General features: G+C 39.3%; 26 protein-coding genes and 1 tRNA gene. 11 read left to right on the forward strand and 16 right to left on the reverse strand.

Annotated elements, in window-relative coordinates; translation table 11 throughout:
- Positions 1 to 365: 365 nt before the first annotated feature.
- From arsM to V5804_RS01910, 3 genes are read left to right on the forward strand one after another with little or no spacing between them, the layout of a single operon-like run.
- Positions 366 to 1,337, forward strand: a complete 972-nt coding sequence (gene arsM, locus V5804_RS01900; protein WP_369589685.1) for an arsenosugar biosynthesis arsenite methyltransferase ArsM — start codon at positions 366 to 368, stop codon at positions 1,335 to 1,337.
- 12 nt (positions 1,338 to 1,349) lie between these two features.
- Entirely contained in the window at positions 1,350 to 2,342 is a 993-nt protein-coding gene (locus tag V5804_RS01905) for an NAD-dependent epimerase/dehydratase family protein (protein WP_369589686.1), read from the forward strand.
- Positions 2,343 to 2,371: 29 nt separating this feature from the next.
- Positions 2,372 to 3,061, forward strand: a complete 690-nt coding sequence (locus tag V5804_RS01910; RefSeq protein ID WP_369589687.1) for a TIGR04283 family arsenosugar biosynthesis glycosyltransferase — start codon at positions 2,372 to 2,374, stop codon at positions 3,059 to 3,061.
- On the opposite strand, the gene V5804_RS01915 is transcribed toward V5804_RS01910, so the two are convergent.
- The 7 genes from V5804_RS01915 to V5804_RS01945 form a co-directional block, all read right to left on the reverse strand.
- Positions 3,058 to 3,669, reverse strand: a complete 612-nt coding sequence (locus V5804_RS01915; RefSeq protein WP_369589688.1) for a TIGR04282 family arsenosugar biosynthesis glycosyltransferase — start codon at positions 3,667 to 3,669, stop codon at positions 3,058 to 3,060. The genes V5804_RS01910 and V5804_RS01915 overlap by 4 nt on opposite strands.
- A gap of 6 nt (positions 3,670 to 3,675) precedes the next feature.
- On the reverse strand, positions 3,676 to 4,722 hold the full coding sequence (arsS, locus tag V5804_RS01920; protein ID WP_369589689.1) for an arsenosugar biosynthesis radical SAM (seleno)protein ArsS: 1,047 nt from the start codon (positions 4,720 to 4,722) through the stop codon (positions 3,676 to 3,678).
- A gap of 73 nt (positions 4,723 to 4,795) precedes the next feature.
- Positions 4,796 to 5,131, reverse strand: a complete 336-nt coding sequence (locus tag V5804_RS01925) for an arsenosugar biosynthesis-associated peroxidase-like protein (RefSeq protein WP_369589690.1) — start codon at positions 5,129 to 5,131, stop codon at positions 4,796 to 4,798.
- A complete protein-coding gene (locus tag V5804_RS01930; RefSeq protein WP_369589691.1) occupies positions 5,124 to 5,915 on the reverse strand; it encodes a DUF547 domain-containing protein in 792 nt (263 codons plus the stop codon). The genes V5804_RS01925 and V5804_RS01930 overlap by 8 nt, the downstream gene beginning before the upstream one ends.
- A gap of 354 nt (positions 5,916 to 6,269) precedes the next feature.
- Positions 6,270 to 6,707 carry a thioredoxin family protein gene (locus tag V5804_RS01935; RefSeq protein ID WP_369589692.1) on the reverse strand — a complete coding sequence of 146 codons (438 nt, stop codon included), beginning with the start codon at positions 6,705 to 6,707 and terminating at the stop codon, positions 6,270 to 6,272.
- 148 nt (positions 6,708 to 6,855) lie between these two features.
- Complete coding sequence (locus tag V5804_RS01940; RefSeq protein ID WP_369589693.1) at positions 6,856 to 7,536, reverse strand: peroxiredoxin family protein; 681 nt, start codon at positions 7,534 to 7,536, stop codon at positions 6,856 to 6,858.
- Positions 7,537 to 7,710: 174 nt separating this feature from the next.
- The gene (locus tag V5804_RS01945) at positions 7,711 to 7,911 is read right to left on the reverse strand and encodes a hypothetical protein (protein ID WP_369589694.1); all 201 of its coding nucleotides are present in this window, start codon (positions 7,909 to 7,911) and stop codon (positions 7,711 to 7,713) included.
- 326 nt (positions 7,912 to 8,237) lie between these two features.
- Here V5804_RS01945 and V5804_RS01950 point away from each other — a divergent pair, with 326 nt between their 5' ends.
- Complete coding sequence (locus tag V5804_RS01950) at positions 8,238 to 9,245, forward strand: glycoside hydrolase family 43 protein (RefSeq protein ID WP_369589695.1); 1,008 nt, start codon at positions 8,238 to 8,240, stop codon at positions 9,243 to 9,245.
- Between the two features lie 284 nt (positions 9,246 to 9,529).
- Here the strand turns inward: V5804_RS01950 and V5804_RS01955 are convergent.
- Positions 9,530 to 9,603 (reverse strand) — tRNA-Asn (locus tag V5804_RS01955).
- Positions 9,604 to 9,689: 86 nt separating this feature from the next.
- On the opposite strand from V5804_RS01955, the gene V5804_RS01960 reads away from it, so the two are divergent.
- Positions 9,690 to 10,604, forward strand: coding sequence for a PfkB family carbohydrate kinase (locus V5804_RS01960; RefSeq protein ID WP_369589696.1), 915 nt, complete (start codon positions 9,690 to 9,692; stop codon positions 10,602 to 10,604).
- On the opposite strand, the gene V5804_RS01965 is transcribed toward V5804_RS01960, so the two are convergent.
- Genes V5804_RS01965 through V5804_RS01980 form a run of 4 tightly spaced genes read right to left on the reverse strand, consistent with a single transcriptional unit; the run spans position 10,601 to position 12,907 of the window.
- A complete protein-coding gene (locus V5804_RS01965; protein WP_369589697.1) occupies positions 10,601 to 10,843 on the reverse strand; it encodes a cytochrome b5 domain-containing protein in 243 nt (80 codons plus the stop codon). The two genes, V5804_RS01960 and V5804_RS01965, sit on opposite strands and share 4 nt — an antisense overlap.
- Positions 10,844 to 10,845: 2 nt before the next feature.
- Entirely contained in the window at positions 10,846 to 11,532 is a 687-nt protein-coding gene (locus V5804_RS01970) for a lycopene cyclase domain-containing protein (protein ID WP_369589698.1), read from the reverse strand.
- Complete coding sequence (locus V5804_RS01975; RefSeq protein ID WP_369589699.1) at positions 11,529 to 12,032, reverse strand: hypothetical protein; 504 nt, start codon at positions 12,030 to 12,032, stop codon at positions 11,529 to 11,531. The genes V5804_RS01970 and V5804_RS01975 overlap by 4 nt, the downstream gene beginning before the upstream one ends.
- A gap of 38 nt (positions 12,033 to 12,070) precedes the next feature.
- Positions 12,071 to 12,907 carry a phytoene/squalene synthase family protein gene (locus V5804_RS01980; protein ID WP_369589700.1) on the reverse strand — a complete coding sequence of 279 codons (837 nt, stop codon included), beginning with the start codon at positions 12,905 to 12,907 and terminating at the stop codon, positions 12,071 to 12,073.
- 100 nt (positions 12,908 to 13,007) lie between these two features.
- On the opposite strand from V5804_RS01980, the gene V5804_RS01985 reads away from it, so the two are divergent.
- Positions 13,008 to 14,486, forward strand: a complete 1,479-nt coding sequence (locus tag V5804_RS01985) for a phytoene desaturase family protein (RefSeq protein WP_369589701.1) — start codon at positions 13,008 to 13,010, stop codon at positions 14,484 to 14,486.
- Between the two features lie 179 nt (positions 14,487 to 14,665).
- Here the strand turns inward: V5804_RS01985 and V5804_RS01990 are convergent, their stop codons facing one another.
- Together V5804_RS01990 and murB are read right to left on the reverse strand one after the other, a co-directional pair.
- Positions 14,666 to 15,205 (reverse strand): RNA polymerase sigma factor, encoded by a 540-nt coding sequence (locus tag V5804_RS01990; protein ID WP_299285082.1) that lies wholly within the window; start codon positions 15,203 to 15,205, stop codon positions 14,666 to 14,668.
- A 308-nt stretch (positions 15,206 to 15,513) separates the two neighbouring features.
- Entirely contained in the window at positions 15,514 to 16,530 is a 1,017-nt protein-coding gene (murB, locus tag V5804_RS01995) for a UDP-N-acetylmuramate dehydrogenase (RefSeq protein ID WP_369589702.1), read from the reverse strand.
- 86 nt (positions 16,531 to 16,616) lie between these two features.
- Here murB and V5804_RS02000 point away from each other — a divergent pair, with 86 nt between their 5' ends.
- Together V5804_RS02000 and V5804_RS02005 are read left to right on the forward strand one after the other, a co-directional pair.
- Complete coding sequence (locus V5804_RS02000; RefSeq protein WP_369589703.1) at positions 16,617 to 16,847, forward strand: DUF433 domain-containing protein; 231 nt, start codon at positions 16,617 to 16,619, stop codon at positions 16,845 to 16,847.
- Positions 16,840 to 17,178, forward strand: coding sequence for a DUF5615 family PIN-like protein (locus tag V5804_RS02005; RefSeq protein ID WP_369589704.1), 339 nt, complete (start codon positions 16,840 to 16,842; stop codon positions 17,176 to 17,178). The genes V5804_RS02000 and V5804_RS02005 overlap by 8 nt, the downstream gene beginning before the upstream one ends.
- On the opposite strand, the gene V5804_RS02010 is transcribed toward V5804_RS02005, so the two are convergent.
- Together V5804_RS02010 and lpdA are read right to left on the reverse strand one after the other, a co-directional pair.
- Positions 17,171 to 17,617 carry a sterol desaturase family protein gene (locus V5804_RS02010; RefSeq protein WP_369589705.1) on the reverse strand — a complete coding sequence of 149 codons (447 nt, stop codon included), beginning with the start codon at positions 17,615 to 17,617 and terminating at the stop codon, positions 17,171 to 17,173. The genes V5804_RS02005 and V5804_RS02010 overlap by 8 nt on opposite strands.
- 159 nt (positions 17,618 to 17,776) lie before the next feature.
- Positions 17,777 to 19,180 (reverse strand): dihydrolipoyl dehydrogenase, encoded by a 1,404-nt coding sequence (gene lpdA / locus V5804_RS02015; protein WP_369589833.1) that lies wholly within the window; start codon positions 19,178 to 19,180, stop codon positions 17,777 to 17,779.
- Between the two features lie 484 nt (positions 19,181 to 19,664).
- On the opposite strand from lpdA, the gene V5804_RS02020 reads away from it, so the two are divergent.
- The 3 genes from V5804_RS02020 to V5804_RS02030 are packed head-to-tail and all read left to right on the forward strand — an operon-like array spanning position 19,665 to position 21,754.
- The gene (locus tag V5804_RS02020) at positions 19,665 to 20,159 is read left to right on the forward strand and encodes an RNA polymerase sigma factor (protein WP_369589706.1); all 495 of its coding nucleotides are present in this window, start codon (positions 19,665 to 19,667) and stop codon (positions 20,157 to 20,159) included.
- The gene (locus V5804_RS02025; RefSeq protein WP_369589707.1) at positions 20,149 to 20,958 is read left to right on the forward strand and encodes a HEAT repeat domain-containing protein; all 810 of its coding nucleotides are present in this window, start codon (positions 20,149 to 20,151) and stop codon (positions 20,956 to 20,958) included. Before V5804_RS02020 ends, V5804_RS02025 begins: the two co-directional genes overlap by 11 nt.
- Before the next feature lie 25 nt (positions 20,959 to 20,983).
- Positions 20,984 to 21,754: a hypothetical protein gene (locus V5804_RS02030; RefSeq protein WP_369589708.1), complete on the forward strand. Its 771-nt coding sequence runs from the start codon at positions 20,984 to 20,986 to the stop codon at positions 21,752 to 21,754.
- The last annotated feature ends 22 nt before the right edge of the window (positions 21,755 to 21,776 follow it).

Raw genomic sequence — 21,776 nt, forward strand, 5'->3', positions numbered from 1 at the left:
AACAGAGAAGTTAAGCCCGCCAGAGCCAATGGTACTGCCGTAACAGGCGGGAGAGTAGGTCGGCGCCAAAACCTTAAACAAAATACCCCTTCTTCTAATAAAGATCAAGGGGTTTTTTGCGTTTAAAGAGGGGGCAGGGAAACATTGACTTAGTAAAAAAAGTTGTCTTAAAAATTGTGGTTATCTTCTTTAATCCAAACATTAGACGTACTTCTTCTAATACTGAAAAATCTATCTTAATCTCAACTTAAAAAAATATGGGCTAAAAGAAGCATTAAGCCTCACTCTACATCATAAAATAAACCGTGTAATAATCTGTTTGCAATTAATATTATTGTATATTTCCGTACAATAACTTTTAATAAATGGATCACTATCTGAATACAACCATAAACGTTTACCGTGATGCTGCTTTAAAACCTGATGTTGGTTTGTGCTGCACTACTTCTCCGATGAGTGCCCTTCCCGGCCTTGAAATCCCGGCTATCATGAAGGAGATGAACTATGGTTGTGGTTCGATAGTAAGTGCAAGGGATTTGGCAAACAATCCTAAAATACTGTATGTAGGTGTTGGCGGCGGCATGGAGCTACTTCAGTTTTCTTATTTTAACAGAAATGCAGGCGGTGTAATTGGGGTTGATGTGGTTGATGAAATGTTAACCACGTGTGCCGCTAATTTATCACAAGCGGAAATAGTAAATCCGTGGTTTGAAAAAGAATTTATAGAATTGCGCAAAGGTTCGGCATTGGCGCTTCCGGTTGATGATAATACGATTGATGTGGCCGGGCAAAATTGTTTGTTCAACATCTTTAAAGAAAGCGACCTAAAAACAGCATTACAAGAAATTTACCGGGTGTTGAAACCAGGAGGCCGCTTGGTAATGTCAGACCCAATTTGCAATCAAAAAATCAATGAGGCGTTGCGAAATGATGAGCGTTTGCGCGCTTTGTGCCTTACCGGTTCGCTTTCGCTGCAAGATTATATCAAAGCCATTACTGACATTGGTTTCGGCACAATCGAAATTCGGGCAAAACGGCCTTACCGCATTTTAGCGCCAAAACAGTATGCAACCGATGAACTGATTTATATCGAAAGTGTTGAAGTTTGTGCGATAAAAGATGCTGTGCCTGCCGACGGGCCTTGTGTTTTTACAGGCAAAGCTGCTATTTATTACGGCGATCAGGAATATTTTGACGATCACAAAGGGCACGTCCTCCTTCCAAACCAACCTTTAGCGGTATGCGATAAAACGGCTGCAAACTTAGTTGCCTTAAACCGAAATGATATTTTTATTTCCACTTCTACTTGGTTTTATGACGGTGGCGGCTGCTGCTAAAATTGTTGCATAATGACGATTTTTATTACCGGTGCTACTGGTTTTATCGGCCAGAAATTGGCGTTAAAACTGGCCGAAAGCGGACACAGCATTCATGCTTTGGTCCGTAACCCTCAAAAAGCTTGGGCACTGATTGAACATAAAAATATACGTTTTTTTGCAGGGGATATTTTAGATCAGGAAAGTATTCAAACTGCCATGATTGGTTGCCATCAAATTTATCATTTAGCTGCTTTGGCTTCGGTTTGGCATCCAAATCCAACCTTATTTTATACGGTTAATGTAAAAGGATTGCAAAACGTGTTGGATTGCGCATTGGCACAAAATATCAAAGATGTGTTGTTTGCTTCAACCGCCGGCGTAGTTGGTCATTCTTTGGATGGGCGGCCTGTATCCGAAACAACAAACCCCAATCCGCAATTAGAAACTTTGTACGAAAAGAGCAAAGTTGAGGCCGAACTTTTGCTGAAACAGTACAACCAAAAAGGTGTGCGCGGTATCATTGTTAATCCAAGTCGGGTCTATGGGCCGGGTTTATTAACCGAAAGTAACGGCATTACGCGTTTGCTAAAAATGTACATCAACAACAAATGGAAAATAAAACCCGGCAACGGCAAAAGCATCGGTAATTATGTTTACATTGATGATGTTGTTGAAGGGATGATTTTGGCGATGGAAAAAGCCAAACCCGGAGAACGTTATTTGCTTGGGGGAACCAATAGCAATTACCAGGATTTTTTTAATTTGGTTGATGAGATAACCAATACAAAGCGAAAATTGTACAATCTGCCGCTGCCAGTCATGCTTTTTATTTCGCACATACTTCTTTTACTGGCAAAAAATTTTGGTATCAAACCATTGATCACGCCGGCTTTTGTACGAAAATATAACAAACATTGGATCGTCAGTTCGGTAAAAGCAGAAAAAGAATTGGGTTACAAAATTACACCGATAAAAGAAGGTATTGCAAAAGCACTGGCCTGGCTAAATGTACAAGTTAGTTGATTTATTCGGATCAAAAGTTCAATCAGCAAATGATTAGCGTTATCATTCCAACTTTTAATGAAGCCAAGAATATCGGGAAGTTAATTGAGCACCTGTCTCAAAATCAACACAAAACAGCAATTGAAATTATTGTTTCGGATGGAGGAAGTACGGATGCAACTTTAGCCATTGCAGCAACTGCCGGTGCAAAAACACTCCTTTCGCCGCAAAAAGGCCGTGCAGCACAAATGGATTTTGCCGCTTCACAAGCCAAAGGAAATGTGTTGTATTTTGTTCATGCAGATACCAAACCTCCTGTTGCTTATTTTGAGGACATAAAAGAAGCATTGCTGCAAGGCTACGATTTGGGCAGGTATTTATCCAAGTATGATAGTAAAAGTTGGTTGTTAAAATTGAATGCCGCATTGAGCCGTTTGGATGTTTTTGCAGGAATGGGCGGCGACCAAACTTTATTCATAATCAAAGAATTGTATCAACAAATCGGCGGATTTAATACCGATATGAAAATTATGGAAGAGTTTGAATTTTGTGCGCGCGCCAGAAAAAATGGAAAATACAAGATCATCAAAAAGCCGGTTTTGATATCTGCCCGAAAATATGAAACCAATAGTTGGCTAAAAGTTCAAATTGCGAATTATACAATTATAAAAATGTATCGAAAAGGCGCATCGCAACAAACTATGATTGACCGGTACAAGCAAATGCTGCAACCGTGTTAAATTTCGATTCCATTCAATTCCAAGTCTGCAACAACATCTACATCATGCAATTGCTGTAACTTTGCAAATTGCAAGTTTAAAAGTTCCAAGTCTTGCAGAGTTTTCTCAAAAACGTGATCGGTGCTCCAGGCTTTATCATAAAAAAGATTGGGTATCAAATGGTTCATTCCCAACAAATAATAACCGCCATCAAAAGTTGGGCCGATCACAACCTCACAACTATCCAACAATTCAAATGCTTCTTTTATCATTGTATTTTTAAGCTGATAACAATCGCTTCCAATAATAATGATGTTTTTAAAACCTTGTTCAAACAATTCTTTAAAAGCATTCAACATCCTTTCGCCCAAATCATTTCCGGTTTGCTGCCTTTTGGTATAGCCCGGCGAGTTCCACAAGTCGTACTCTTCCACTTGTTCGCTGTAATAAACAAACTTTCGGCAGTTTAATTCTGCGGTGATATTTTTGGTATGTTCTAATAAAAGCTGATAAACTTTTAACGCTTTTTCATCGCCAATAACACTTGCCAGCCTGGTCTTTACTTGGCCCAATTTTGGGTGCCTTACAAAAATAATCAATGCCGTATTTAACGGAGTTGTTGCATCCATAAAAAGTTAATTGGCCACTTCGCCCCCACAACTGGAACCTGCGCCGGCTGTGCATCCGTAGCAATGCTGCTTTAAAACAATGTTCCGGTTGTTCAATAATGAAAGATCAAATTTTGATAAATGTTGCGAAGTTGGAGGCGCAACTTTTAGATCCAGCATTTGGTTAAAATCACAATCGTACAAAAAGCCGTCCCAACTTACCGAAATTGTATTGCGGCACATTACATTTTTTACGGCACTTGAATTAAAAGCCGAAACCAACTTTTCCATATATTTATCATAATTGCCGGTTTGCAGCAAATAATCCAAGTATCGGCTAATGGGCATATTGGTAATGGCGAACAAGTTGTTAAAAACAATATTAAACTTTTTGGCCAGCTCCAATTTGTATTCTTTTTCCAAAGCTTGTTGCGATGGCGGCAAAAAAGCGCCTGCAGGATTGTACACCAAATTTAAAATCAAACCGCTGCCTTCGTGCCCGTAACCAACAGCATTGAGCATTTGCAAAGCTTTGATCGAATCTTCAAAAACACCCTCGCCGCGTTGCCGGTCGGTCCTATCTTGTGTAAAACTTGGCAAAGAAGAAACAACTTCAATTTGATGCTTTCGGAAAAATTCGGGCAAATCATAAAAACGTTTGTTGGCCAAAATAATGGTGAGGTTGCAACGGACAATAATATGTTTGCCTAACTTTTTAATCTCTTCTACAAACCATCTAAAATTAGGATTTAACTCCGGGGCGCCGCCGGTAAGGTCAACAATTTTAATGTTCGAATTTGCCAGAACATGCAAACACAATTGCATCGTCTCCCGCATCATAATTTCTTTTCGGTCTGGCCCGGCGTCAACATGGCAATGTTTACAAACCTGGTTGCACATTTTGCCTACGTTAATTTGAAAAATATCAACGCCCGAAGCTTGCAGCGGAAATAGATTTAAACCCAAAAGTTTATCCGTAAAAGAAGCATGATGATGCTCTAACTTATCTTCTAAAATAGCCAGTTGGTTGTTAGAATCCGCTAAATGGTGCTGTAATACTTTGAGTGATTTCATAAACAAACTTTAAAAAGCCTGATGGTTTTGAGGTGATAAAAGAAGCATTACAAGTAAAAAGAAAGCTGGAAAATTACATGCTTATTTCTTCTACTTTGTTCATCATTTGCACGCCATGAACCAAAACTGCGCCGCCTTTTATGGCCGATGCAACGTGCACCGCTTCCATCATTTGCGCTTCGCTAAAACCTTTTTCGTAAGCATCGCTGCTGTACGCATCAATACAATAGGGGCATTGCACGGCGTGCGAAACAGCCAAAGCAATCAACAATTTTTCCTTCGCCGTTAAAGCGCCGTCTTTAAAAACTTCTCCGTAATACGAAAAAAATTTATCGGCCATTTCTTTTTGGTATTCGCCGATGTTGCCAAATTTGGCCAAGTCTTCAGCATTGTAATAGTGGTTAGCCATTGTTTTCAGTTTTATAATTGTTAAGGTACAAACTCCAATCGTATTTTTTAAATTGAATTTTTGGATTGCTGTTGGCAGGAATGATTTGGTTTTGCTTTAAGATTTCGAGTAGGTGTTTTTTTTCGCCAAAATCATGACGAAACCAACCCATTAAAGCCGGAACTTGCATCACATTTTTTGATTGATCGTATGCGCATTCACCTTTTAAGTAAGTTTTGACCGCTACGTTTAACTGTTTGTCTATTTTGTTCGGATCGTAAAATGCAATGGGAGGACAACTTTTTGCACCACAATTTAAAGCGAAATGGATGCGGTAATCTAATTTTTCGACCCGGAATTTCTTTTCAAAAGCCGAAGGAAAAATTTTCCCCAAATAACCTAAGCTCCATTTTATTTTTGAATGCCGCAAAATGCCATGTTCTATTAAATCCAAACTTATTAATTCGCCGGCAATATTAATTTGTTTGGAAGAGAAAAAACTGTTCCGGGTTTTGTATTGATCGGGGGTTTTTTTTAAAAGTACTTGTGTAAAACCATTGTACAAGTTTAGCCAAAAAGCCAAGCGTTTTTGATCGTTTTTTAACTGGTTGGAAAGCGAATTTTCATCGGCATTTTTTAACGTATCTAAATAGGCTGAAGTGTTTTCGCCGGATTTGGCTGCATACAAAAAATTTTGCGAAGTGCGGATAAAATCAGTTTTACCTGGAGCTTTTGATTGTGCAAAAACACAAAAATGTGCCGGTAAAAGCAGCATCAGGAAAAGATAAAAAACAGGTTTTTGCATGAAATTTACTTACGGCAAAAAAGCTTGAAAAGTTTACTGTTTTGCTGATAAACTTGTGGTTTTTTTAAAGATTATATAAATTATAAACGATGTTTAATTTTTGAAAGAACAAGGCTAAGCAGGTTCAAACCAAGCATTTATTTTTTTTTCTTGCACAAAAAAGCTACCTAAAAGTAGCCTTTTTAAATTATCTGATTTTTGTTAAAATAACTTTGGATGCTTCTTTTATCGCACAAAAGTTTTGGATGGTTTTTATTCGGTAAAAGAAGCATTACAACAATTGATAAAATTGGGTGGAGATCAAAATTAAAATGCCGAACAAATTTGTCTCAGGGATTATGCAAGTAAAAGATTTTATTTTACTGCACCTTTTCCAAATTTCATCAAAGCATCCGCATTAATCAGGCCTTCGCTTGTTGAAAGCAATTTGCCCTTACTGTCAAATATATACAATGTGGGATATGATTCCAGGCCCCATTTGTTTGCCAGTTCAATGCCATGGCCTTTTTCGGTATCAATGCTTAAGTTAACAAAGTTGCTGTTAAAAAAAGCCGCAACTTTTTTGTCGGTAAAAGTAGTTGCACTGAGTTGTTTGCAAGGCGCACACCAAACGGCATAAGCATCTACAAAAATATTTTTATGTTCTGCTTCCGCTTTTTTTAAAGCTTCAGGCCATGAATTTTCAATAAAATTAATTTTGCTGTTTGCTGCCATTTTGCTCTGGCCAATTCCTTTTATCGGAAAGGCCAGAAAAGCAACAATGATGGTTACCTTAATGAACTGAAGTTTCATATAATCTGCGGTTTGAATACCAGGGATAGTTAAGAAGTTATATCCAATCTACAATTATCAACCAACCAAAAGGTTTTTGTTTGGTAATAACATAAAATAAAACAGCCATTCGTTTCCTAAACAACTGTTTTAATACAATAAAAACCAATTAACTTTTTGCCTTGGCTTCATTTTGCAAAGCACCAGCAACTGCTTCCAACAAACTTGAACTGATCCGTTGTTTATAATCCGGGTTGATGTATTCAAATTGGATAATACCTTTTGTATCCAGGATAAAAACGGAAGGAACAGGCAACAGCTTGTCCACATTTTTGCCGTTTGAAGCAGTAACCAATAGCTTTTCGTAATTTTTTGGTGCCACATAAGCCAGTCCGAATTGTTTAGAAACAGATAGTTCGCTATCCGAAAGCAATGTGTAAGTAAGCTGGTCTTTCCCCAAAGTTTTAGACAGGTTCTCTGGGCTGTCTGTACTGATGGCAATAATTTGATAGCCCATTTTCCGCAGGTTTCCTTCAATGCTCTGCATACCAGCCAATTCTTTATTGCAATAGGGGCACCAGCCGCCGCGGTAAAAAATAAGGATCGTTGGTTTTTTGGCAACTTCCTCGTTTAAATTAAACATTTTGCCGGCCGCATCGGGCAAATTAACAGCAGGGATAGTTTCTCCAATTAAAAGCGGGCTGATATCCGTAGGCTTTGCCGGTATATCGTTGCCAAGCAATTGGTTTTTGGCAGTAGAATCTGTCGTTATCGTGTTTGCTTTTGCCCCGGTAATTATGAACAAGCTAAAAACGGCGACAAGCATTGTTTTGGTGAATACTTTTATCATGGTTTGTTTTATTTAAATTATTTTGATTAAAACGAATTTGTCCTGTACTTTAAAGCACAAGATTGATTAACAAATTATAAAATTTGCTTTTGTTGTTTGTAAAAATAAAAAATGGCGAAAAATTAAAATTTGCTTTAAGGGGAAGTGTGGTTCCCCTTAAAACAAATTGAATAATTACATTTTACCAGAAGAGTCTTTAGCCATTTTATCATGAGACATTTTGCTCATTTTACCTTTTTTGTGATCCATTTTTGACATCTTTTTGTGTTCCATTTTAGACATCTTTGCGTCCTGTGCCTGTGCATTAACAGTTAAACAAACAACTGCAACAGCAGCAACAAGACTTTTTAATACAACAGCTTTTAAATTTTTCATTTGATCGTTTTTTAGTTTTTTGATTAATTGTACTGGCTTAGTCGCAGCCCGCTTATAAACCTTACAAATTATTTTTAAATATATTTATCCATCAATTTTAAAGCCTGTTAAATTTCTACAAGAAAATATGTTGATACTTCTTTTACCCTATAAAAATTGGTATTTACATCTGCGAAAAAACCTCAAAACCAAGTATGTACGAATTTTTAGGTGATAAAAGAAGCATTGAAAATAGGTTGGATAAAGTTTAAACCAACCTGCCAATTAAATTTCAATCTTTACATTTATCCCAACCCAAACTATCCGATTGATTTTTAATATTTTTAATGATGATCAAACTGAAATGTATATGCTTTCTAATATTTATCTGTGGAATATTTCAACAGCAGGTTTTTGCAAATTCAAAAGGTTTTATAGCGGGTAAAGTATCCAAACCTCAAACCGATACCATTTACCTGGCAGACCCAGCCATCTTTTTGGATAAAGGAATTTATTATTTGTACGGAACAAGCAGCGAGCAGGGCTTTTTGGTTTATAAATCCCAGGATTTAAAAACCTGGAGCGGCCCGGCCGGAAAAGCCAATGGTTTTGCATTGGCCAAAGGCGATGCTTACGGCAGCAAAGGTTTTTGGGCACCGCAAGTGTTCAAAATCGGCAAAACGTATTACATGGCCTACACGGCGGATGAGCACATTGCCATTGCACAAAGCGACAGCCCGCTCGGGCCTTTTAAACAAAAAGAAATCAAAGCACTATCCGGAGTTGGAAAGCAAATTGACCCTTTTGTGTTTCGGGACAATGGCGGCAAATTTTACTTGTACCATGTGCGCTTAACGGAAGGTAACCGCATTTTTGTGGCCCGCATGAAAGACGACCTGTCGGATATTTTGCCCGAAACAGTTAAAGAATGTATCACGGCAACGCAGGGTTGGGAAAACACCGCCAAAACAAATTGGCCGGTTACCGAAGGGCCAACGGTGATAAAAAAAGGGAATTTGTATTACTTGATCTATTCGGCCAATGATTTCCGTAACCCGGATTATGCAGTTGGTTATGCCACTTCCAAATCGCCTTTTGGGCCGTGGAAAAAATTTGATAAAAACCCGATCATCAGCAAAAACCTCTTAAAAATCAACGGGACCGGGCACGGCGATTTGTTTACCGATAAAAAAGGAAACCTACAATACGTTTTTCACACACACCATTCCAACGCCCAAGTTTCACCCAGGGCAACGGCTTTGGTTGGCGTAAAGTTTGTTAAGGATAGTTCCAATGTTTTTCAATTGGTGGTTGATCCTTCCAGTTTTCATTTTCTAAAAGCCGAGCAGCAGTAGGTTTTTATAAGCGATGCTTCTTTTACCACCTAAAAATTGGTGTCTTTTTTATTTTTAAATTGAAGAAACGCAAACACTGATTTTTAGGTGGTAAAAGAAGCATCACGGTTTTGAAACCGAAGCCATGACCAAATAAATGAAGCACATGGCCTGTCTGTTCAAAGTATTTAAAAAGGTAATTATCAATTTACCAAGCAGGAACCAATTGTGTTTTTATTAAAAAAAAGGCATCCAAAATAATCAAAAATGAAAAAGCCCTTAACGCTTTCGTTAAAGGCTTTTTGCTCCCGAAGCTGGGCTCGAACCAGCGACCCTCTGATTAACAGTCAGATGCTCTAACCAGCTGAGCTATTCGGGAGTGTTACGGTTTGTTAGAGTGGTGCAAAAGTATAATTTCCGGTTTAAAATCACAATATTTGTGCGAAAATTTTAAAATATTTTTTGATGAGCTTAGTAGTAATTGGTTCGGTTGCTTTTGATGCAATTGAAACCCCTTTTGGTAAAACAGATAAAATTGTTGGCGGCGCGGCTACTTTCGCCAGTCTGGCGGCTTCTTATTTTTATAATAAAGTAAAAATTGTGGCGGTTGTGGGCGATGATTTCCCGCAGGAAGAAATCCAATATCTGCAAAGCCGGAAAATTGATACCGAAGGTCTGCAAATTAAGCAAGGTGAGAAGTCGTTTTTCTGGTCGGGCAGATACCACAGCGACATGAACAGCCGCGACACGTTGATTACCGAATTAAATGTGCTGGCCGGTTTTGATCCGATCATCCCGGATTCTTACCAGGATTGCGAATACTTGTTGCTGGGCAATTTAACGCCAAAAGTACAGCAAACAGTTATTGACCGCTTAACCAATCGCCCAAAATTAATTGTTTTAGACACGATGAATTTTTGGATGGATATTGCTTTGGATGATTTGTTGTTCAACTTGAAATCCATAGATGTTTTAACGATAAACGATGCCGAAGCGCGACAATTATCCGGCGAATTTTCCTTAGTAAAAGCAGCATCTAAAATTTTGCAAATGGGCCCAAAATATTTGATCATCAAAAAAGGCGAACACGGCGCTTTACTCTTTGGTGAAGGAAAAATCTTTTCGGCACCTGCTTTACCTTTAGCCGATGTTTTTGACCCAACGGGCGCGGGCGATACTTTTGCCGGCGGTTTTATCGGTTACCTGGCAAAAGTTGGCACCATAAATTTCGCCAACATGAAAAACGCCGTCATCTTCGGTTCGGCCTTGGCTTCTTTTTGTGTAGAAAAATTCGGGACAGAAAAACTGAGAAATTTAACGCAGGAAGAAATTGCGGCCAGGGTAGAAGAGTTTGTGCAATTGAGCAGTTTTCAAATTTAAACCACTTTTAAAGTCCCCACCACTTTTAGCCTGCTAAAAACAGCATAGGTGTGCGGCGCGTCTTCCAGTTCTTCGGTCAAATCCTGGCCGGCCCAATGCTCGTAATGCTTGCCGTTTTTCCATAAGCCGCTTTCGGTTACATCATAAATTGTGTTTTGATACGCCACCCAAATCTCCGGCTTGTCCTGCCCGTTGCGCAAGGCAAGCTGGTTTTTGGTAAATTCAGGAAGTTCACTCATTTTTAGGCGATAAAAGAAGCATCCCGCTTTTTAAAATATTCAAAAAAAGCCACGTTCATCAGCAGTAACGATAAGAGGTAGAAATGGTCTTCCACCGGAATCGTTCCAACCCGGACCGCCAAATTTTCGGCATTGTTATAACTTACAATCGGCACCGACGTGAGGATGCCATTAACGATATAAAACGGAACTAACGAAACAAAATAAGCCAGGTAAAAACGGTTAAGCCATTGCACTTTTAGGCCGTAAACCAAGATCAGCAACAGTAAAAACAGTGTCCCGAAATTGATTAAGGTGTAAAGCCGGTCATGAAAAAAAACAAGGATTACTGCCGAAGCAAGGATGAGTACGTTGTTTAAAATCCGGACAACGCGATTCGGGATTTGCCATTTTACATAATAATTTAAACAGGCGCAAATGAAAATGCAGGAAAACGGAATGGTTAAAAAGAACAAAATTTCTTCCAACGGAAGCCTGAAAAAGTTGATGCCCAGAATATAATTTGGGTTGAAAGACCATACTTCTTTTACCGTAAAAAAAACATCCCAAACCAAAAAAAGCAAACCAGTGATGAACAAGCCGGGCCAAATATATTTCCAGCTTTTGTAAAACCGGACGCGCTTATCAAATGAAAGCAGCAGCGGGAAAACAACACTCAAAAAGTTGATCAACAGGTAAGTGTATTTCACTTTATTGCGGCCAATTGTTCGTGTAAAAAAGCAACTTCTTGCGCCGTGCATTGTTTAGAATCAACCATAAATTTGATGATGTTCTTTAAATAATCTTTATCGGCCAAACCATAATTTTTAAGTTTAAGTTGATGGATGATCATGTTTTTGTCGCTAACCATATCTTTGCTTAAACCCAAAAAGCCCGGTAAATAAAACTCGATTGAAAACCGTAAAAACCTGATCTCCAAATCATTTGGACTCGCGTTAACTGCCTGCTCCATCGTTTTGTGCGATGAAGTAAGCATTTTTACTTTCTTGTATGGGTTCCAACTGTCTTTCGCTTTTAAAGCCTGCAACGAACCAAAATAACCTAAAATTAAAGGCGGCTTTTTATTGATTTTTTGTAATTCGTTGTATAAAGAGTCGGTAACTATTGGGCTTTTGATAGCGCGCAGCATCGCTTTCCTGATTTCCAATACATCTGTTTTCTGACTATAAGCCGAAAAAGAATTCGTCATAAACAAAATCGTTGCAAGGAAAAACAGACAGCAGGCTTTCATGAAATCACTTTAAATTTTTGCTGCACATAAGCCTGAAAATACAGGAACATTTTTTGACTATCTGAAACGCGGATGCGCTTTTGCATGATCACTTCGGCAGGTGTTTCCCTGATCTTTTTGAAAAGTTCGAGATAATAAACGTAGGCAATGTAAACGCCCAACTGCGCGCCAACCGGCAATTGCAAAATCCCTTCCAGCGCATCGTCAAAATCTTTTTTGATGTCGGCTTCGATCAGTTTCTTTTCCTGTTCGTTAAATTTGGTAAAATCAACCGCCGGAAAATACGTGCGGCCGCGTTCTTCAAAATCCGATTTGATATCCCTTAAAAAATTAATCTTTTGGAAAGCCGCGCCCAGGCTTCTTGCTTTTGGCACCAAATGTTTGTACAAGGTTTCATCTTCTTCACAAAAAATACGCAAACACATCAAACCGACCACTTCCGCCGAACCGTAAATGTATTCTTTGTAGCCGTCGTTGGTGTAATTGGTATTTTCCAAATCCATTTCCATAGATTTCAGGAAAGCATCAATCAAATGCAAATCAATTTGGTATGTGTTGACCACTTCCTGGAAAGATTGCAAAACCGGGTTCAGGCTGATTTTCCGTTCAATCGCTTCAAACGTTACCGTTCTAAATTCTCCGATCAGTTGTGCTTTGTTAAAACCGTGAAACGTATCCACAATTTCATCTGCATAACGCACAAAACCATAAACCGCATAAATGGGATATTGAAAACGCTTGGCAAACGTTTTAATCCCTTTGCTAAAAGAAGTACTGTATTTGTTGGTGATAATTTTACTGCACTCGAAACAAGTTTCGTTGTAGAGGTTCATTGCGTTAAAGGCATATACTCAAATGTACAAATATCCTGTTGCTTTTGTTTCTTTGCGCCCGCGCTGAAACAAAATGTTACAACGCTGCTTATTCTCTGCGATGAAAAAAGATCAGCATATAATTGTGATTGGTTCTGGTTTTGCCGGCTTATCGGCCGCTTCGGTTTTGGCAAAAAGCGGTTACCAAGTTACTGTTTTAGAAAAAAACGACCAGGCCGGCGGACGGGCAAGGATTTGGGAAAAAGATGGTTTTAAGTTTGATATGGGGCCAAGCTGGTATTGGATGCCGGATGTTTTCGAAAATTATTTTGCCTTGTTCGGGAAAAAAGTTTCTGATTTTTACGATTTGAAAAGATTGGATCCGGGCTACCAGATTTATTTTGGAAAGGATGACCGGATGGAAATCCCGGCTTCTATGGAAGCTTTGGAGCAGCTTTTTGAACAGGAAGAACCCGGAAGCAGCAAAAACTTACAAGAATTTTTAAAGCAGGCCGCTTACAAATACAAAGTTGGCATGGGCGAATACGTTTTTCGTCCTTCGCATTCCATCACCGAGTTTATTGATTTTAGGTTGATCAAAGAAAGCTTCCGCATCCAAATGCTGACGAGCATGAGCAAGCATGTGCGCAAGTATTTTAAAAACCCGAAACTGATTAAACTGCTGGAATTTCCGGTTTTGTTTTTGGGTGCCACGCCTCAAAACACACCGGCCATGTACAGCATGATGAATTATGCTGATTTGGCTTTAGGAACCTGGTATCCGATGGGCGGAATGCACGAAATTGTAAAAGCCATGGTAAAAACAGCATTGGAACAAGGCGTGGAAATTAAACTAAACCATGAAGTTTTAAAAATTGAAACGGAAGGCGGAAAGGTAAAATACGTCATCACCAACCAAGGAATTGTACATGCTGATTTTGTGATTGCCGGTGCCGATTATGAACATGTTGACCAGACTTTGCTGGACAAAACCGGCCAGAATTATGATCGAAAATATTGGGACAGCCGAACCATGTCGCCATCCAGTTTGTTGTTTTATATTGGTTTGAATAAAAAAGTAGGAGGTATCCAACATCATAATTTATTTTTTGATGAAGATTTTGAACTGCACGCCGAAGAAATCTACACCCATCCAAAATGGCCGCAAAAGCCTTTGTTTTATGTTTCCTGTGCTTCAAAAACTGATGCTTCTGTTGCGCCTCAAGGTTACGAGAACTTGTTTTTTTTAATGCCGGTTGCGCCCAATTTAAAAGATGAGGAAACGACGCGCGAATATTATTTCGACTTAATGGTCAACCGTTTTGAAAAAATTACGGGCCAAAAAATTAAAGACAACATCGTTTTAAAAAGAAGTTACGCACACCATGATTTCATCACCGATTACCATTCTTTTAAAGGCAATGCTTATGGTTTGGCCAACACTTTAAGCCAAACCGCTTTTTTTAAACCGGCCATGAAATCTAAAAAAATCAAGAATTTATTGTTTACCGGCCAGTTAACGGTTCCGGGTCCGGGCGTGCCACCATCTTTAATTTCCGGCCAGGTTGCAGCACAGGAAGCCATGAAATTAATGCGGTAAAAGAAGCATCAAAAAAGTACCGGTAAAAGAAGTATGTGTTTACTCCCTCTCTTGCGGAGAGGGCCGGGGTGAGGCTAAAAAAGTACCGATAAAAGAAGCATTAGCAGAAATCCCTGCAAACGAAAAAAGCCCGACGTATCGGGCTTTTTCTGTAATATATGTTGAGTAAAATTTGATGGTTAGTCTTCCATTGCGTACACTGGTTTTTTAACACCGTTGTCGTACGATTTCAGGTTTTTCTTTAACAATTTGCGTGCAACATGGATGCGGGTTTTTACCGTTCCGATCGGGATAGCCAAATGATCGGCAATTTCGTGGTATTTGTGTCCTTCAAAATACATGGTAAAAGGCACATAATATTCTTCAGGCAATTTATCCAATGAACGTTTGATGTCGTCCATTACAAACTTAGATTCTCCCTGGTTTTTGGTTGAACTGAACACCAGGTTGGCAGAAGAAATTTCTTCGGATTTAGTTACAAACGTGCTCATTTTAACAAAGCGGCGGTAGTTGTTAATGAAAGTGTTTTTCATGATGGTGTACAACCAGCCTTTTAAATTGGTGCCTTCTTTAAACTTATTGTAATAAGTGATGGCTTTGAGCATTGTATCTTGTACTAAATCGTTTGCATCATCAGCATCATGGGTGAAATGAAGGGCATAAGACCTTAAAGAACCTGCCTGACGCAATACCATGGTGTTAAATTCTATTTTTGTCATTGTTCAAATTTTTACTGTGGTTTTAAAAACTGTTTGTGTTTTCAGTTATACAATTTCAAGACCGAATTTTGGATTGTATAGAAAACAAAACTTGTTACAGTGAAAATTTTTGATCCAATTTTAAATAGAAATTAAATTGTTGTAGTAAAAAGGAGTATTTACAAAGTTTAATTTTAAGAAATAATTGCTTGTGTTTAAAGCAGTTACAGATTAATATATCAACCTGAAAACTATATCTGGCAGAACCCGTACTTAGATCAATATTAAATATTACGGGCTGTATTAAATTTGTGTTAAGCAGGAAGAAATCAAAAAACATTGACTTCTCTTTGCAACACAACGCCAAATTTATTGTACACGCTGTCTATGATTTGCGACGATAAAGCAAAAATTTCGGCACCGCTGGCATTGCCATGGTTTACCAGCACCAAGGCCTGGTTTTTATAAGTCCCGGTTTGGCCAACCACTTTTCCCTTCCAGCCGCATTGTTCGATGAGCCAGCCGGCTGCCAATTTTATTTGGTTTTCTCCCGCAGAAAAACTAACGATGTCAGGAAATGCTTCTTTTAGCCAGTTAAATTGTGCAGCATCAACGATCGGGTTTTTAAAAAAGCTGCCCGCGTTGCCAATGGTAGAAGGGTCTGGCAGTTTAGAAACCCGGATTTGCGAAACTACTTTTGAAACATCACTGATGGTTGGCTTTTCGATTCCGCGGTTTTGCAATTCATTTTTAATCGCGCCGTATGTGGTATTGACTTTTGGTTGAAGCGAAAGTTTAAACTTGACGGAAGTGATGATGAATTGGTTTTTCAGTTCACTTTTAAACACACTTTCGCGGTAGTCAAAACCACATGCTTCTTTTACAAAGGTTTTTATTTGATGGGCCGCAATTTCAAAAGCGCGGCACGAATCAAACACATCTTTCAGCTCAACACCATAAGCGCCAATATTTTGTACGGGAGAAGCGCCAACAGAACCCGGGATCAAACTTAGGTTTTCCATTCCCGCAAAATTATGGCCCACGCAATAGTTCACCAGTTCGTTCCAGTTTTCGCCAGCGCCAGCTTCAACATAAACTTCTTCATGGTTGATGCGGTGTTCAATCCCGCGGATATTCATCCGGATTACCAATCCTTCAAAATCTTTGGTAAACAACACATTGCTTCCTCCGCCTAAAACTAAACGTGGCATTTGCAGCCATTTTGGGTCGAGGAAAAGTTCTGTCAGTTCATCTTCGTGCGTAATTTCAACAAAGTAACGCGCACAAACATCAATGCCGAAAGTGTTAAAATTTTTGAGGGAAACGTTTTCGCGGATTTGGAGCATGGAGATTTAAATCTAAAGCGCGAATTTCGGAAATTAAGTTTTATTTAGGCCAATGGTAGCTAACCACAATTACTTATATTTGATTTATGGCAGAATTAGTTGATTATAAAAAATTTATCGAAATCCATCCGGATATCCGATTTGGGAAACCTGTTATAATCGGTACGCGGATTAGCGTTTTTGATGTTTTAGGGTGGCTTGCATCTGGTTTAAGTTATCAGCAAATCCTTGAGGATTTTCCGCAATTAACTGAAAATTCTATTTATGCCTGTTTGGCTTACGCTGCAGATAAAGAAAGGAAAATAAAAATTGCCTAACATCAGAATAATTGCTGATGAAAATATCTCATGGCGTATAAAAAATCATCTAAAGCAGTGGGACATTTTACCAGTAATCCAAATTTTAACTAATCAAAGGATTTCTGACCATGCCATTTGGAAGTTTGCAAAAGCTAACCATTACCATATTTTAACTTATGATGAAGATTTTACAGAAATACAAAGCTTAAATGGATTTCCGCCTAAAATAATTTGGTTAAGATTTGGCAACAGTTCAACGGCTGAAATTGCATTACATCTTTTTAATTTGGAAGCAGAAATCGAGCTGTTTTTAAGTGATTCCGATTTAGGCGTTTTTGAAATCACTTAGAACCCTTAAAATACTTCCTACTCGCCACCAGCAAGCCAAACTCTTCCGAAGGGTTTTTCTCCGTTGATTTATGATGGATTTTATGCGCACGCCGGATGCCGGACAGATACTTGTTACGGCTTTTAAACGCCTTAAAACGGTTGTGGATAAACCAATCGTGGAAGATGAAGTAAATGATGCCATAAACGCTGATGCCGGCACCGATCCAAAAAGGGTAACTGCGCGTTTCCCGGTCGAACCACATCAAACCAACCGCAATTGCACCAAAAAGCAAACTGAAAATATCGTTCAGCTCGAAAAAACCGTGGCGTTCCTGGTGGTGTGTTTTATGGATGAACCAAAGCGGCCCGTGGAAAAGGTATTTGTGCATCGCCCAGGAAATCATTTCCATACCGGCAATGGTAAGCAGGATGATCAAAATTGGAAAAACAACAGTCATCACGTTAAATCAATATCAAAATAAACGCATAAAAGAAGCATCAGTTTTTGGCCGATGCTTCTTTTATCAGGTAAAAATCTTGACCGGAATTTTCAGGATTAATAAATTTTCAGAATTCTAAAAATTCTTGAATCCTGAAAATTCCGGTTCAGACAGTATTTAGATATGTATCGCCCGGTTCTCCGTTGCCGCCATCGCAGCCTCACGAACCGCTTCGGTATAAGTTGGGTGCGCATGAGAAATCCGTGCAATATCCTCCGCAGAAGCACGAAATTCCATCGCTACAACCGCTTCGGCAATCACGTCGGCAGCACGAGGGCCGATGATGTGTACGCCTAAAACTTCATCGGTTTCGGCATCGGCCAAAACTTTCGCAAAACCATCCGTGTCCATACTGGCGCGCGAACGGCCGCTGGCTTTAAAAGGGAACGAACCGGCTTTGTATTTCACGCCTTTTTCTTTCAACTGCTCTTCGCTGTAACCAACAGTGGCCACTTCCGGCCAGGTATAAACCACGCCCGGAATCAAATTATAGTTGATGTGCGGTTTTTGTCCGGCAATAATTTCGGCCACATACGTGCCTTCATCTTCGGCTTTGTGGGCCAGCATCGCGCCTTTTACGGCATCACCAATGGCATAAACGCCCGGAACAGCAGTTTCCAAATGCTCGTTCACCGGGATTTTGTTGCCGCGCGGCTGCAGCTCAATGCCTAATTTCTCCAAACCTAAACCTTCCGTGTAAGCCGTGCGGCCAACGGCAACTAAGCAGTAATCGCCTTTTAACTCTATTTTTTCGCCTTTCGGACTATCAGCCGTAACCGTAACCTCATCGCCGTTAACGGTTGCGCCGGTAACTTTATGGTTCAAATAAAAAGTCATGCCTTGTTTGGCCAGTACTTTTTGTAACTCTTTTGAAAGCGCACGTTCCAACGTGTTCACAATCGCATCGGTAAACTCAACCACCGAAACTTTAGCGCCCAAACGTGCATAAACCGAACCCAACTCCAATCCGATCACGCCACCACCAATCAAAATCATATGTTTCGGGATTTCGGGCAGGTTTAAAGCTTCGGTAGAAGTTACAATGCGTTTTTTATCCACCTTAATAAAAGGCAAAACAGAAGGCTTGGAACCGGTAGCGATGATGATATTTTTGCCCGTAATCTGCTCGTCAGAACCATCGGCTTTTTTAACGTTGATGGTATTTTTATCAACAAACGAACCAACGCCCTGGTACGAAGCAATTTTATTTTTTTTGAAAAGAAACGCAATGCCGCCTGTAGTTTGCTCCACCACTTCGTTTTTACGTTTGATCATTTGCGCCAAATCCGGTTTCAGGTTTTCGATATGGATGCCGTGCGTTTCAAAAGTATGGGCAGCATTAAAAAAATGTTCGGTAGAATCAAGCAATGCTTTGGACGGGATGCAGCCTACGTTGAGGCAGGTGCCGCCAAAAGTTGAATATTTTTCGATACAGGCCGTTTTTAAACCAAGCTGTGCGCAACGGATTGCCGCCACATAACCGCCAGGGCCCGAACCGATCACAATTACATCATATTGCATATAGGATTTATTTTTAAGGAAGCACAAATTTAAGGATTTAAACGCTAAAGGAATGTCAAAATCCATAATTTCAGGTTTTGTTTTAGTTGGGAAATATTAAAGCTACAACCTCAAAATTTATGTTGTTTAAAAGCCTTATTAAAATAAACCTTGTTTTTACTACCGCATACCAATGCTTCTTTTATCACCTAAAAAATGGTAAAAGCGTTTGGCTTTTAATTGATACTCACACCAATTTTTACAGGGTAAAAGAAGCATTGGCATTTTTTCTGATATAAATTTAAACAGCTCTTAATTAATGTTAAATAATTAACCAAAAACCTTTAGCATAAGTTATTTCACGAAAATGGAAACATAACCTGTAACATTTGCAAGGTCTTTACGATTAGAGGGTATAAAATAAAAATAAATAACCAATGCATTTGGGATTCTTTTAATGATTACACAAGAAGAATTAATAGCTATGTGCAAGCGTGGGGAACCGATGGCTTACACAGAACTTTATACCCTACATGCCAAGGAAGTATATAATACAATTTTAAGATTTGTTGAACACACAGGGGAAGCCGAAGACATTTTGCAGGAAAGTTTTGTAGCGGCATTCAATGGGATTGCCGGGTATCAAAATACAGGGGGTTTCAGGGCTTGGGTGAAAAGGATTGCGGTTAATAAATCGGTTGATTGGGTCAGGAAAAGAAAAATCCGGTTTGTAGAAATGGAGCCGGCAATGTTTATGAAAGACGAAGGAACAATCGATGAGTTAGCATTTGAATACACAATGGAAGCCGTTAAAGGGGCAATTGGAGCTTTACCGGAAGGCTATCGGACGATTTTTAACTTATTTGTTGTTGAAGGTATACCTCAGGCAGAGATTGCACAAATGCTTGGCTTAGAAAATTCGACTGTAAGAACCCAATACCACCGCGCAAAACATAAAATATTGAACACGTTAAAAGAACAAGGATATTATGAAAAGTGATTTGGAGGGCTTTATACGCAGCAACCTGGAGGGTTTGGATACCAATACGCCAAATCCTGATGTCTTAAACAGGGTCCTGCAACAAATGGACGGTATAAATAAAAAACAGCATAGGGGAATCCTTATTCCTTTTCAGGTATTGCAATGGACCGCTGCAATCCTCGTTTTTATAAGTTGTGCACTTGTTTTCATTTTACTGCAAAAACCTGTGCAAAATAGTATTGAATTAAAAGCGAAAAATACAAAACATCGCCAAGTTGACAAAGCAGTGCAAGATACTGCGGTACAGATAGCTGCAACACCAAGGTTGTATTTAAAGAAACGGCGTAGCATTGGCGCAATTGACGATGATTTAAATGTACGAAAAAAGAAATTGTTTGTTCAAATCAAAGTGTGGAATTCAAAAAAAGAGGTCATGTTTGCCGCACTTAATAACATGGAGTCTCCGGCTCGCCGGGTTAATGCAGTATCAGATGCAGTCGAATTGAACAACAAAGATAATAGTGTTGTAGATGCATTGGTAGCGACATTAAACCACGACCCCAGCCCCAATGTTAGGCTGGCAGCACTTGATGGCCTTGCCCATTTTTACAAGGAAGTTTATGTGCGGAAACAACTGGTAGCTTCCTTAAAAAAACAACAGGATCCCGTTGTACAAATAGTCCTGATCCAGCTTTTGACCAGGATGAAGGAATCCAGTATTCTGAACGAACTTGACAAACTGGTTAATGATGAGAAAACACTGCGCGCAGTAAAAGATTGTGCTTATTCCTGCATTTATCAGTTGCGTTCATCTTAATATAACTATTATTAAAATCTAAAAAATGAAAAATTATTTTGTCATTACACTTATTATTAGTCTCGCTACTATAGGTACAGCCGGGGCGCAGGATTACAAAGTCAAAAAAACGAGCGGAAAATTGATGCTTAACTTACCTTCAGTAACGGTAGAAGGTTATAGTGGCAGTGAAATTATTTTCAGTTCGTTAAGAAACCAAGCAGACATCGATCCGAGGGCTAAAGGCCTGCGGGCAATTAATGGCTCCGGTTATACTGATAACACGGGCCTAGGCATCAGTGTTACTGAATCTGGAACTACCCTTGAAGTCAACCAAGTTTCTTCAGACCCGGCCATTAAAATTATGGTTCCTAAAGGAATAATCTTGTCCTATGCCTGCCACCGGGTTTCAAATGCGGGAAAGGTTTATTTCAACAATGTGCAGAATGAAATAGAAATTTCAACAGATTATAATCAAATTGAACTCAAAAACGTAACTGGCCCTGTTAGTGTTCGGGCTATTTATGGTTCTGTGGATGCGAAATTTACCAAACCAGTTAAAGGCCCAGTTTCCATCGCTTCTGTTTATTCTACCGTAGATGTTGCCATACCGTTGGATACCAAGGCCAACCTTAACCTGAGCAGTTCTCATGGATCCATCCTGGCCGCCTCGGATATGAAAATAGAAATGAATAAAAATACTGATAATGATATGATAAGTTACGGCAATGTTGTTAACGGAAAACTTAATGGAGGCGGTTCAGAATTCAAAATTACGGCCGAATACGGCAAAATTTACCTTCGCAAAACGGAATAGCACCTATTTAATCAGTTTTACT

This window comes from Mucilaginibacter sp. (assembly GCF_041088075.1).
Lineage (GTDB): Bacteria > Bacteroidota > Bacteroidia > Sphingobacteriales > Sphingobacteriaceae > Mucilaginibacter_A.